We start from the raw sequence: 12,018 nt of genomic DNA on the forward strand, positions 1-12,018 counted from the left end.
GATGCCTGCGCAGCGGCGACCGAGCAGCTGTCTCGGTTCGGCGACGTCCGCGCCATCGCCGCCGACCTGTCACGGCACGACGAGTGCCTGCGTCTCGCCGACGAGGTGCTCGGCGCAACGGACCGACTCGACATCCTCGTCAACAACGCAGGCGCGACATGGGGCGAGCCGCTGGCGAGCTTCCCCGACTCGGCCTGGGACAAGGTCATTGACCTCAACCTCAAGTCGCCGTTCTGGCTGGTGCAGGCGTTCCTGCCCGCACTGACCCTGGCGGGCACCCAGGACGATCCCGCCCGCATCATCAACGTGGGCAGCATCGACGGCATCCACGTCAGCCCGCTCCCGGTGTACTCCTATGCCAGCAGCAAGGCCGCGCTACACCAACTCACCAGGGTGCTCGCCAGGGAGTTGGGGCCGCAGCACGTCACGGTGAACGCCGTTGCGCCAGGACCCTTTCCGTCGAAGATGATGGCAGCCACGCTGGACGCGTTCGGAGACGCCATCGCCGCGTCGGCCCCGCTGCGTCGGATCGGACGCGACGACGACATGGCAGGCATCGCGATCTTCCTCGCCAGCAGGGCCGGCTCCTACCTCACCGGAACGGTGATACCCGTCGACGGCGGCATCGCCACGACCGCCAGCGGCACGTCGACCTGACGCTCACTTCGCCGTCAGCATGGCGTACTGGGCCGACACCTGCTGCTGCGCGTCGGGCAGTGCGTCCGACCGCACCTCGATGGCGTATTCGGCTGCCGGCGCCACGCAGTAGAACTGCTGCGACAGGGCCAGGCAGTGGCTGTCCGGCAGCGCAGCGACCGATGGGGCGGCGGTGGTGCCGTCGGCGTTGACCTCGGCGTTGAACGACTCGGTGACTACCTTCGCCGTCACTGCATCCTTGGTCTTGTAGACATTGGTCTGGCCCATCGCGACCTCGCTAACGCCGTTGTCGTCGAACAACTTCGTCGAGGCGATCGGGTTGCTCTGGAAGTGCTGCGCGCCGCGCGTCTGGTAGACGGCATTCCTGGCGGCGCCCTCGCCGGGGCTGGCGGGAATCGTCTTGGCCAGCAGGCCGGTGGGATCCAGCGGCACCGAGGCCAGCGCGCTCGGATCCACCGCCTTGAACTGATCCACCAGCGGCCCCTGCGCGTCGAATGCCTTGGCCACCAACGCCGCCGCGGCATCGACGCCGTCGGTCGACTGGACGAACTGCATGAACACGTAGGGGCCATGGGGGACGAAAGCCCTTACCGTGGCCCGCGGTTGACCCGATCCGCTGGGCGTGAACGGATAGGTCGACGCGGCCGCGTCGGGATGACCGGGGACCGCGGTTGGCGTCGGAGTGACGCCCGCGATCGATTGGCCGACCGCCGCGGTGGCCATCGCGGCGCTGGCGGCGGATGCCAGCGCCGTGTCCGGGAAGCGCAGCACGGCGTTCACCATCGCGCCGTTCTCGTCGTCGGCTTCCCGCGCGGAGGCGAAGCCGTACAGAAGGTCGTGTTCACCCGCGGCGAGCGCGATGCCCTCGGGTCCCAGTTGCTGCAGCGGGGTCGGACCGTTGATCACGTAGTAGCTGCTCAAATATGGGGTGGTCAGACTGTCGTCGACCTCCCACGGCCCGATGACGAAGGACGCCAACTGCTGCGCTTGCGCGATGGCACCCGTCGCCGCATCACCGGCCGTCCCCAGTGGGGGGCGAGGCGCCCTCGGATAGGGGCCGACGTCGAGGCGATCCGCGCCGACGATCGGAGGCGGAGACACCGTCGTCGTCGACGCGGTGCCGGCGATCGTGGTCTCGCCGCCACCGGCACCGCCTCCGCAACCCGCCACGGTCAACGCACACAGCGCGACTGCCCCCCATTGCAACGTGCGCCGCATGTGCCTCTCCCCTCGCCACTGCCCGAGGGTCCAACCTAACGGGGCGCAGCTAACTCGTCAGCAGGTTGAGAAGCCGGAGATCGGACGCGTACTTCTCGATGAACGACCTGGAAAGTTGCGGAATGTCTTCGTCGAGACCGATCTTCGAGCTACGGACGGCAGTCTGGAATGCCGCTGCCGGTGCCAGAGCTCCACGAAGCGGCACATCCGGCCTGCCATATGCGTGCAGAAGTGGTAGCACCGACTGCTGCCGCTGAGCTTCGGGCAACGCCTTCAGCGCGGTCTCGAAGCGACTGAGCCACTCGCCGTAGTCCTCGACGCGACGGATGGGGTGGCCCGCATCGATCAACCAGTCGACGAAGACGTCGAGCGAGATCCCGTCGTCGTGGGGGTTCATCACGTCGAAGGATCGGAATCCGCCTGCGGGATCGGCGCCGAGCGTGACGATGGCCTCCGCCACGAAGTCGACCGGCAGCCCGTCGTAGTGCGCACGTTGCCGCTGTCCGTCGGCGTCGGTCTCGTAGAACGACGTCGGGGCCAGACCGGTCGCCAACACGCTGAAGATCAATCGGGTGAACATGTCCGGCACGTTGAGCTGCCCGGCATGGTGGCGGTGAGCCAGGATCATCCCGGAGCGGAACACCGACACCGGCAGTCCGAACCGGTCGTACGCCTCCCGGAGCAACACTTCGCCCGCCCACTTGCTGTTCCCGTAGCCGTTGGCGTACGAGTCGTCGATGGGTCGGACGGGACTGATCGCACGAATGTCACCGTCCTCCTCGAAGCGGTCCGGCGGCACGGTCATCGCCACCGACACGGTGGACACGTAGGAGATGGGCTTGAGCCGCGCGGTCAACGCGAGTCGGATCACCTCGGCGGTGCCAACGACGTTGGGGCCGAACAGTTGTGTGTACGGCAGCACGTGGTTGACCAAGGCCGCGGGATGCACGATCGCGTCGACGGTCTCGGTCAGCCGCTGCCAGCTCTCCTTCTCGAGGCCGAAGTTTGGCTCGGCAACGTCGCCGACGATCACGACGAGATGCTCGGCGGCCAGTTCCCGGAACTCGGACAGCAGCGCGGGATCCTCCACGCCGAAGGCGTCTTCGAGCCGAGCGCGCGCCGATGCGACGTCGTTGCCGCGGACCACGCACACCAGGGTCCCGCCCCCGGCCGCGAGGCGGCGCAGCCAATCCAGCGCAAGGAACTTGCCGAGATATCCGTTGGCACCGGTCAGTAGCACGGTGCGCGGCGCGCCGGCGGGCACCGGTGGGAGGGTGGCGGCGGCCGAGAGCAGGTCGGCGGGCAGGAACGCCTCGAGGGTGAGGTCGGCGGCCTTGATCTCCGCGGCGTCGGGCCCGTGCACGGTGGCGGCGGTCGGGCGGGTGGAGCCGCCCTCGATCTCCTTCTCCACGTGACGCGCGATGTCGGCCAGGGTGGTGGTGGGTCCGATGATGACGCCCACTGGCACCTCGACGCCGAACACCTCCCGCATCAGGTTGGAGAAGGTGAGCGCCGACAGCGAATCGCCGCCGAGGTCCAGGAATTGGGCCTCGGGTTCGGGCGCTGCTCCCGACAGGCCCAGCAACGCCGTCGCGGCCTGCACGACGGAGTCGAGCACGGGCTGGTGCGCGGCCGCGTCGCGGAGGGCGCGGAGCTCGTCGGCCCTGGCGTCGTCGAGGTCGGCGTACATCTGTTCCAGGACGGCACCGTAGTGCTCCTTGAGCTTGGGCCGCAACAGCTTTCCCACCCCGGACAGGAGTCCGTTGGCGGCACTGAACGGCGTGGTCTCGACCAACACGTCGGCGGGGATCTCGTAGGATTGCAGCTCTGCGAGACGGGCGGTCTGCGAAAGTGCCTCGCGGATGGCGGCTTTCAGCCCGTCGTCGTCTCCGGCGAAGCGGTCGATGGCGGCGGCGGTGGGGACCACCACGGCCAGCAGCGACGGTCGCTCGCTATTGCCGTACAGGAAGATCTGGCGCACCAGCGGTGCGGCCGCGTAGACGGCCTCCAGGTTGGCGACCGCGACGAATTCGCCTTGCGAGAGCTTGATGACGTTGTTGCGCCGGTCGACGTAGACCAGGTGGTCGGGGGCGACCTCAGCCATCACGTCACCGGTGCGGTAGTAGCCGTTGGCGTCGAAGACCTCGGCGGTGACCTCCGGTCGTTTGTAGTAGCCGGGGGTGGCCCCATTGCTCTTGACCAGCAATTCGCCTCGGGGGTAAGGCAAGTCGGTGTTGAAGTAGCCGAGCTCTGGTACGTCGACGAGCTTGTAGTCGATGACCAACGGGCGCACCACCACACCGTCCGTCGTCACGGCGCCGATCTCGGTCAGCCCGTAGGCGTCGACGATCTCCACACGCAGGCAGGACTCGATGAAGGTCTTCATCTCGGCAGACAGCGGTGCGGTGCTGACGAACCCACCGAGGACGCGCCCGCCGAGCACCTCGTCGCGGAGTTCGGCCTTGGCGACGGCGTCGGCCGTCGCCTCGTCGACCCCGTCGGAGAGCAGGCGCTGCAGGCGGTGCTGGTAGTGCTGGAACAACATGTCGACCACCCGAGGGACCAGGCCCAGGTCGGTGGGACGCACCAGGGACCAGTCCTCGAACAACGTCGACAGGTCGCTTTCGGGGACGAAGTAGCTGGTGCCACCCGCCTGGAACGCCGAGGAGAGCGGGATCCGGCCGCCGAGATGGTTGAGCGGCATGAAGTTGACGTTGAGGACGGGGAACTCGGCGGACTTCAACGGCAGCGTCCACAGCGTCGACACCATCTTCTCGGTCCACATCGCGCCCTTCGGCGCGCCCGTGCTGCCCGACGTGTAGAGGATCATCGCGAGGCGATCCTGGTCGCCTCCGGTGTAGATCGGTGTCTCCGGCAGCGTCCGGCCGTGGGCGACGACGTCGGCGAGGGTCTCGACGACGACGTTCATCCCCGCGGCGGCCAGCGCGTTCTCGGCCCGCCGGAGGCCTTCGCGATCGGCGTCGACCTCGGCCGCGAAGTCGAAGACGACGAGCCTGCGCAGCGTGTCACTGCCAAGCACCGACTCGACGGCGAGGTCGAGGTATGCCGCGCTGACCGCGAGCACGGCGGGCTCGGTTTCGGCGAGGATCGGCTGCAGCCGGGATGCGGGGGCGTTGTGCTGAAGGGGCACGGCGACCAGGCCCAGGTAGGCGCAGACCAGGTCGACGGTCAGGTAGTCGGCGCTCGCGAAGCCGATGGTCGCGACGAAGTCCCCTGGGCGTAGCGGCGCGTGCGGCGCCTGACTCCATGCGGCGGCCGCCGCGGCCACCTCGGACCACAGGTCGCGGTAGGTGACGGTCTCGAACTCGGGGAGCAGTCGGACCGACCTGCGGCCGGTCGCATCGTCGACGAGGGTTCGCGCGCGTCTGCCGAGGGCGGGGCGGTCGGCGTACCCCTCGACAAGGGTGGCGAGCACCTCGGGTAGCCGCAGGCCCGCCGCCCGCGCCGCGGCCATCACCTCGGGCTTGGGGGCCGCGGCGACGATCTGCGGGTCGTCGGCGAGCTGGGACGGCAATGGTTGGACGGGCGCTTCGATCGTCATCGGTACCTCGGATCGGTTGATAGCTGACTTTACTCTGGTATAGTCAGAGGTTACGACGCTGACTTTATTCCAGGCAAGTCAGCATGCGAGGATTCGGGTGTGACGTCCATGACTCTGACGGGTGCCCTCAGCGACCGGGATGGCTGGTCCGCGGACGACTGCTCGATGGTGGCCGCACTGGAGGTCGTCGGCCGAAGGGCCAGCATGCTGCTGCTGCGCGAGGCCTTCTACGGGGCTCACCGCTTCGACGAGTTCGTCCGGCGCGCGCAGCTCAGCGAGAAGATCACGGCCGCCAGGCTCAAGGAGCTGGTCGACGCGGGGCTTCTGGAGCGGCGCCCGTATCACGTTGCGGGGCAACGCAGCCGCGAGGACTACCACCTCACGGAGAAGGGCTCGGACCTCCTGCCCGCCATCGTCGCCCTGATGCGCTGGGGCGACCGGTGGGTGCGCTCCGACGGCGGCAAGATTGCGCTGACGCATACCGATTGCGGGCATTCGATTGCCGCCGAAATGCGCTGCACCGAGGGGCATCTCGTCACCACCGGCGACATCGAGGCCCGTCGCCGCTGACGCCGACCTACGGTGCTCGCTGCCCCGTACGGACCGCATAGGCGTGCATCGGCACCGCCAAACCAGTCGCCATCGCGACGACCACCAGGGCCGCGGTGACCCCGTCGGACGTGAGCGACGTCAGCAGTTCCGCACTCGGTACGTAGGCGAACTGCACCATGCCACTGAGCATGCGGAACACGTAGACACCAGGCACCAGTGCAACGACCGACGCGAACCCGATCGCCGCGAACGGTATCCGAAGACGGTGCGAGACCGGCACCAGGATCACGCCCACCATCAGACAGGAGATCAGCGCCGCAGCGGCGAGGTCGGCGTGCCACACCGTGAGTGCCCACCAGTGGGCGGCGTGGGCGAGCATGCCGACGACGACGGGCCAGACGATCATCCGGTACGGCATCGAGAAGAAGACGGGATACGACGCCGCGGCGACACCCGCCGCGAGCACGTCCACGTAGAGCGGCACCGCCGCCCCGCTCTGGGCGACCGAGATGCCATGGCCACCGATGGCGAGGCCGAGGATCAACCCGGCGGCGATCGCCGCGAGTATCAACGCCGCATAGCCGAGGCGGGCGATGCCGAGGGTGATGCGCATTCCCAGCAGATCGAGAGCCCCATTGAGGACGTGTGGACCGGGCACCAGGACCATCGCAGGGCACAGGACCACCAGGCCCAACGCATCGTCGACGTGCATGGCGACCGCAGCGACGCCGACAAGACCAGCCACCAGCGCGGCTGCGAAGTCCTGGGTGAGGATGCCCATTCCGAATCGGCCGAGGGTGCGTCGGACGAGGCCACCGAGGGCGGCGCTCACCGCCGCGGCCAGCACGGTGAGCGGGTGCTGCGCACCGAAGATCAGCGCGAGTGCGCCCGCACCGGTCGCGCACGCCGACACGAAGAGGATCGTGTTGGAGGCTGATTCGCTTCGCGCACCGACCAGTTCACGTCGCACGGCGTCCTCGTCGAGCGGCCCGTCCTGCGCACGGTCGACGACCGCCATCGCGGCGGCGACCCGCCGCATGTTCACCTCGGTCGGCGACACGGCGGCCACGCGGATCTGGTTGGCCGACCCGATGAGCATCAGCGACGCCCACGCCGGGACCAGGGTGCTCGTCGTCTTCAGCCCACGGTTCAACCGCTCGACCGCCGTCAGCGTCATGCTGGTGGACTGGCCGTTGGCGTGCAGAAGGGCGGCCGCCGTCAGCACGGTGTCGATCGCGTCGGGCTCACCGGGACCGGCGGGGGCGTCGTCCCGGTCGACCGCGCCCGCCATCAAGCGCCGCCGACGCCGTCGCCGACCATGTCGAGTGGGTTGACGACGGCATCGAACCGTTCGGCGGTGACGTGACCGGACGCGATCGCGGCGTCACGCAGCGTCGTGCCCTTGGCAAGGGCGTCCTCGGCGATGTGCGCCGCGTTCTGGTAGCCGATCACCGGGCTGAGCGCCGTCACCAACATCAGACTCTCCGACACGTACTGTCCGATCCGGTCCCGATTCAACGTCGTTCCGCTGACCGAGAATTCGAGGAACTTCGCGCATCCGTCGCCGAGGATCCTTGCGGAGTGCAGCACGTTGTTGATGATGACGGGCCGCATCGCGTTGAGCTCGAAGTTGCCCTGGGAGCCGGCCAGCGCCACCGCGGTGTCGTTGCCCATCACCTGGATCGCGATCATCACCAGCGCCTCGCACTGGGTGGGGTTCACCTTGCCTGGCATGATCGACGAGCCGGGCTCGTTGGCGGGCAGCACCAGCTCACCCAAGCCGCACCGCGGTCCGGAGGCCAGCCAGCGCATGTCGTTCGCGATCTTCATCAGTGCGACGGCCAGACCGCGCATCGCTGCGTGCGCTCGGACCATGGGGTCCAGCGAGCCCAACGCGGCGAACTTGTTCGGCGCGGTGACGTACGGAGCGCCGGTCAGCCCAGCCAGCTCGGCGGCGACGTCGGCGCTGAACCCCTCGGGCGCGTTCAGCCCGGTGCCCACCGCCGTCCCGCCGACCGCCAGTTCGAGCAGTCCCTCGCGGGCGTGGCGTAGCTCCGCGATGCACGCGGCCAGTTGGGCGGCGTACCCCGACCACTCCTGGCCGACGGTGAGCGGCACGGCATCCTCCAGGTGGGTGCGGCCGATCTTCACCACGTCGGCCCACTGGGCGGCCTTGGCCTCGATGTCCTTTTGCAGCGCCTGCACGCTGGGGATCAGGCGGTCGTCGAATTCGGTGACGGCAGCGATGTGCATGGCCGTCGGAAAGGTGTCGTTGCTGCTCTGGCCCATGTTCACGTGGTCATTCGGGCCGACGGGTTGCTGACTGCCGAGCGTGCCGCCGAGAAGCTGGATCGCGCGGTTGGACAGCACCTCGTTGACGTTCATGTTGCTCTGCGTGCCCGAGCCCGTCTGCCACACGAACAGCGGGAATTCGTCGTCGAGCTTTCCCGCGATCGCCTCGTCGGCCGCCTGCACGATGACCTTCGCCCGCCAGTCCGCCAGCCGGCCCGCACGCTCGTTGACCAGGGCGCACGCCTTCTTCACGAAGCCGTAGGCCCGGTAGACCTCGATCGGCATGTGGTCGTTGCCGATGGAGAAGTGGATCAGCGACCTCTGCGTCTGCGCCCCCCAGTACCGATCGGCGGGCACGTCGACGGCGCCGAGACTGTCGAACTCGCTGCGCATGCCCGTCGCGTCGATTCCGACCGGCACGTCGGTGTAGGTCGGAATCCGCTCTGCGGCAGCATCATTCATTGCTTTCCCCTTCGTTGCGTTGCAATTGCTTGGCCGTGCGCCGATGGAACTCGGCGGTGCCCACCACCGCGGCGATGGGTAGTACGCACAGCAACGGTGTCACGATGGGCGCGACGGCGAGCAGCACCCCGCTACTCGCCGCCCCAGCGACGGCCGCGACGAGTGCCACCGCGCCCGCCGCCTCACCGCGGGTTCGCGGCGCCCCGGCCCGTGCCGCGACGAGTGCGGTCAGCGTGCCGGTGAGGTACGTGGTGGCCAGTGGAACACCGATGCCGCGCATCGCCGCACCCTGCAGTCCCATGCTCGTCGCCGCGGCCACCAGCAAGCCCATCTGCACCAGCCCCTTCGGGGTCCCGTCGGTCACCATCCACCCGGCGGCCAACCCGCACAGCACGACCAATTCGACCCCGAGGGTCGCGGTCACCGACCGCGGCCACGCGGGCCCGGCCGGATCATGCGCACCGGTGATGCGCGCACCGATCGCGACCCCCACGCCGTAGCTGAGGACGGCCGCCGCGGTGTGACTGATCGTGGCGGGGTCGAGGCGGGCGACGCCAAGGCCCATCAGCGCCAGGTTGCCCGTCATGACGCTGGCGAAGACGTTGCCGAGGTGGGTGAGCGCGACGACGTCGAGCGCCCCGGCTCCGAAGGCCAGCGCCGCGGCAACGGCGAGCGGCCAGCGCCTTCGCTGCTCACCCTGCGCCGTCATGATTGTTCATTCTGGGCTACCCGAACGGGCACGTCGCTGATGCTGGCATCACCTCTTCCTGGGTGTTGGCCGGTAGCGCAGGAACCTTCCGTCCGCCCCACCCGTTGGCCGCACTAGACAAGAAGCGACCCGATCGAGGAGGATTTGCGTGGCATTCTGGGACCAGCTCAAGACCAGGGCGCAGGAGTTGAACACTCAGCTCGCGACGAAGACGAGCCAGTTCAAGAACAAGGAGTTCGCGAACGCATCGATGGCGATGTGCGCGCTCATCGCCGCCGCCGACGGCACCATCGACCCTGCCGAGCGGCAGAAGACCGCGGGCCTGATCGCGACCAATCAGTCGCTGAGCCACTTCCCGCCGCACGAGCTGCAAGAGAAGTTCGAGTGGTACTGCAGCAAGCTCTCTAGTGACTTCGAGTTCGGCAAGGTCGAGGCGACCGCCACGATCGGCAAGCTGCGCACCAAGCCCGACCAGGCCCGCGCCGTGATTCAGATCGGCATCATCATCGGCGGCGCCGACGGTCTGTTCGACGATCACGAGAAGGCAGCGGTGCGCGGGGCCTGCCACGCCGTCGGCATCGACCCCGCCGAGTTCGAGCTGTAGGCGCTTCAGCGATTTCGGCGCGCCAACGTTCGCTTGGCGACTGTTTCCGCGCCGAGATCGCTAGCGGTTGGCTCGCTGCGCGGCCAGTCGGACGGGCGCGTTGTCGGTGCCGTAGCCGTCGTAATGTCCTATCCGCTGGACGAATTCGAAGAAGACGGTCCCCACGGTGCGCGTGTAGAAGTGGATGAACGAGCCGTCGGGGCGGCGGTCGTAGAGCAGATCGAGCTTGCGGAGTTCGGCGACGGTCGCGGCGTCCACCCCGAAGCGACCCGCCACGTAGTCGTAGTAGTTGTCGGGCACGGCGAGGAACTCGAGCCCCCTTGCGCGGGCGGCACGCGCGAAGTCGACGACGTCGGTGCACGCAAACGCGACGTGCTGCGGCATCGCCGACTGCGCAAGAACGTGCGGTGCGACGTTGAGCGGCAACCGAATCGAGCCATCCTCGGTGCGCATCACCTGGCTGCGCACCAGGCCGCTGGGTCCCGCAACCTCGGCAGGCGCGTCCGCGGCGAGGCCGAAGACGCTGGTGAGGAACAACACCGCCTCGTCGGCCGTCTGCCACGGCACCGCGAGGTTGACGTGGTCGATCGCCTGCACCGACGTGCCGGGGGACGCGGGTAGCCCGTTCTCGAACTCGTCCACCCAGGCGGGCGGCGACCCGGCGGGCGGGGCCGTCACCCAGAAGAACTCGGTGCCGTCGGGCGCGATTGCACCGTCGAGTGGCTGTTCGGCAGCATAGGTCCGGCGGTAGGTCGGCGGGGCCATCAGATCCGCGGCCCGCCCCGAGGTCGCCTTGCCGTCGGGCACCTGCAACCCCACCGCGGCGACGTGTGGTTCCAGGTCGCGGGCCAGATGCTCGTTGAGCACGATGCGCACGTCGCCCGTCGCCCACAGCGATACGGGCTTGGTGCGATGCCGTCCCCGCGCTGTGAAGCCCAGCTGCTCGAGCAGCATCTCGACCTCGCTGGTGTCCTCCGCCTTGAGTTCGACGAAGTCGAAGCCGACCGGTGGCTTGGCGTCGGTCACCGGGGTCAGCCTGGGGTCCCCTATCGCCCCTGGCAGCGCGGCGACCTTGTCCTGCAACCACACCAGGGACCGAAGGGCGTGGACGGCGGTGCGGTCCGGATCGGTCTGGCGGAACGTGTCGTTGAAGACCTCGAGCGACAGCGGTCCGTCGAATCCCGTCGTCAGGACGTGCGCGACGAAGGTGGGCAGGTCGAAGTCGCCCTCACCGGGGAACAGCCGGTGGTGTCTGCTCCACGACAGCACGTCCATGGACAGAGCGGGGGCGTCGGCGAGTTGCAGATAGAAGATCTTGTCGCCGGGGATGTCCTCGATCGCGGCCGGGTCGTGGCCGCGGGAGAGTACGTGGAAGCTGTCGAGGCAGACCCCGACGGCGGGATGGTCGGCGATCTCGACGATGCGCCAGGCGCGGCGGTAGTCGTCGACGAAGCGCCCCCAGGCCAACGCCTCGAAGGCGATCTTGACGCCGTAGCCCAGCGCGACGTCGCCGAGACGGCGGAGTTGTTCTGCGGAGTGTTCGTCGGAGTCGATCGTCGCGGTGGCGACGTTGCTGCACACCAGCACGGTGTCGATGCCGAGCCGCTGGGCGGTCGCAAAGGTGGCGGCGGCGCGACGCAGGTTGTCGGTGAAGGTGGTCTCGTCGACCCCTTCGAGGTCGCGCAGTGGTTGATAGAGGTCAAGCGTCAGGCCGAGGCGGCGGGCCAGCCCGCGGATCTCCTCGGGGCTGTGGTCGCTGGCGATCAGGTCGGGCTCGAAGATCTCAACGCCGTCGAAACCGGCCGCCGCGCAGGCGTGCAGCTTCTCGACGAGGGAGCCGCTGATCGAGACGGTCGCAATCGACGTCCTCATGGTGTGCCTCCAATCACACCTCAATGTACTAAACAGTTAATACATTGGGAAGCCCAGGCCGGAAAGTGGATCCGTTCGCCCAAGTAAGCT

General features: G+C 68.4%; 9 protein-coding genes. 3 read left to right on the plus strand and 6 right to left on the minus strand.

What is annotated here, in order from left to right; all coding sequences use genetic code 11:
- Positions 1 to 657, plus strand: a 657-nt coding sequence (locus ABW137_RS37555) for an SDR family oxidoreductase (RefSeq protein WP_526408367.1), incomplete at its 5' end; no start/stop codon positions are given.
- A 3-nt stretch (positions 658 to 660) separates the two neighbouring features.
- Here ABW137_RS37555 and ABW137_RS37560 read toward each other — a convergent pair.
- Together ABW137_RS37560 and car are read right to left on the minus strand one after the other, a co-directional pair.
- Entirely contained in the window at positions 661 to 1,875 is a 1,215-nt protein-coding gene (locus ABW137_RS37560) for a DUF7373 family lipoprotein (protein WP_526408368.1), read from the minus strand.
- Between the two features lie 49 nt (positions 1,876 to 1,924).
- Positions 1,925 to 5,437, minus strand: coding sequence for a carboxylic acid reductase (gene car / locus ABW137_RS37565; protein ID WP_526408370.1), 3,513 nt, complete (start codon positions 5,435 to 5,437; stop codon positions 1,925 to 1,927).
- Positions 5,438 to 5,545: 108 nt separating this feature from the next.
- Here car and ABW137_RS37570 point away from each other — a divergent pair, with 108 nt between their 5' ends.
- The gene (locus ABW137_RS37570) at positions 5,546 to 6,007 is read left to right on the plus strand and encodes a winged helix-turn-helix transcriptional regulator (protein ID WP_526408418.1); all 462 of its coding nucleotides are present in this window, start codon (positions 5,546 to 5,548) and stop codon (positions 6,005 to 6,007) included.
- Between the two features lie 7 nt (positions 6,008 to 6,014).
- Here the strand turns inward: ABW137_RS37570 and ABW137_RS37575 are convergent, their stop codons facing one another.
- Genes ABW137_RS37575 through ABW137_RS37585 form a run of 3 tightly spaced genes read right to left on the minus strand, consistent with a single transcriptional unit; the run spans position 6,015 to position 9,452 of the window.
- The gene (locus tag ABW137_RS37575; protein WP_526408372.1) at positions 6,015 to 7,280 is read right to left on the minus strand and encodes a threonine/serine exporter family protein; all 1,266 of its coding nucleotides are present in this window, start codon (positions 7,278 to 7,280) and stop codon (positions 6,015 to 6,017) included.
- Positions 7,280 to 8,743, minus strand: coding sequence for a class II fumarate hydratase (fumC, locus tag ABW137_RS37580; protein ID WP_526408374.1), 1,464 nt, complete (start codon positions 8,741 to 8,743; stop codon positions 7,280 to 7,282). The genes ABW137_RS37575 and fumC overlap by 1 nt, the downstream gene beginning before the upstream one ends.
- A complete protein-coding gene (locus ABW137_RS37585; RefSeq protein WP_526408376.1) occupies positions 8,736 to 9,452 on the minus strand; it encodes a DUF1275 family protein in 717 nt (238 codons plus the stop codon). The genes fumC and ABW137_RS37585 overlap by 8 nt, the downstream gene beginning before the upstream one ends.
- Before the next feature lie 148 nt (positions 9,453 to 9,600).
- On the opposite strand from ABW137_RS37585, the gene ABW137_RS37590 reads away from it, so the two are divergent.
- Positions 9,601 to 10,056: a tellurite resistance TerB family protein gene (locus ABW137_RS37590; RefSeq protein ID WP_526408378.1), complete on the plus strand. Its 456-nt coding sequence runs from the start codon at positions 9,601 to 9,603 to the stop codon at positions 10,054 to 10,056.
- Between the two features lie 60 nt (positions 10,057 to 10,116).
- On the opposite strand, the gene ABW137_RS37595 is transcribed toward ABW137_RS37590, so the two are convergent.
- Positions 10,117 to 11,928 (minus strand): bifunctional sugar phosphate isomerase/epimerase/4-hydroxyphenylpyruvate dioxygenase family protein, encoded by a 1,812-nt coding sequence (locus ABW137_RS37595; RefSeq protein WP_526408380.1) that lies wholly within the window; start codon positions 11,926 to 11,928, stop codon positions 10,117 to 10,119.
- Positions 11,929 to 12,018: the final 90 nt, after the last annotated feature.

The sequence above is a fragment of the Mycobacterium sp. genome (genome assembly GCF_040509115.1).
Lineage (GTDB): Bacteria > Actinomycetota > Actinomycetes > Mycobacteriales > Mycobacteriaceae > Mycobacterium.

Bases quoted from the DNA above. Each gene is read 5' to 3' on its own strand.
- ABW137_RS37595 (WP_526408380.1), bottom strand. From the start codon at position 11,928: ATGAGGACGTCGATTGCGACCGTCTCGATCAGCGGCTCCCTCGTCGAG.
- ABW137_RS37570 (WP_526408418.1), top strand. From the start codon at position 5,546: ATGACTCTGACGGGTGCCCTCAGCGACCGGGATGGCTGGTCCGCGGAC.
- fumC (WP_526408374.1), bottom strand. From the start codon at position 8,743: ATGAATGATGCTGCCGCAGAGCGGATTCCGACCTACACCGACGTGCCG.
- ABW137_RS37575 (WP_526408372.1), bottom strand. From the start codon at position 7,280: ATGGCGGGCGCGGTCGACCGGGACGACGCCCCCGCCGGTCCCGGTGAG.
- car (WP_526408370.1), bottom strand. From the start codon at position 5,437: ATGACGATCGAAGCGCCCGTCCAACCATTGCCGTCCCAGCTCGCCGAC.
- ABW137_RS37560 (WP_526408368.1), bottom strand. From the start codon at position 1,875: ATGCGGCGCACGTTGCAATGGGGGGCAGTCGCGCTGTGTGCGTTGACC.
- ABW137_RS37585 (WP_526408376.1), bottom strand. From the start codon at position 9,452: ATGACGGCGCAGGGTGAGCAGCGAAGGCGCTGGCCGCTCGCCGTTGCC.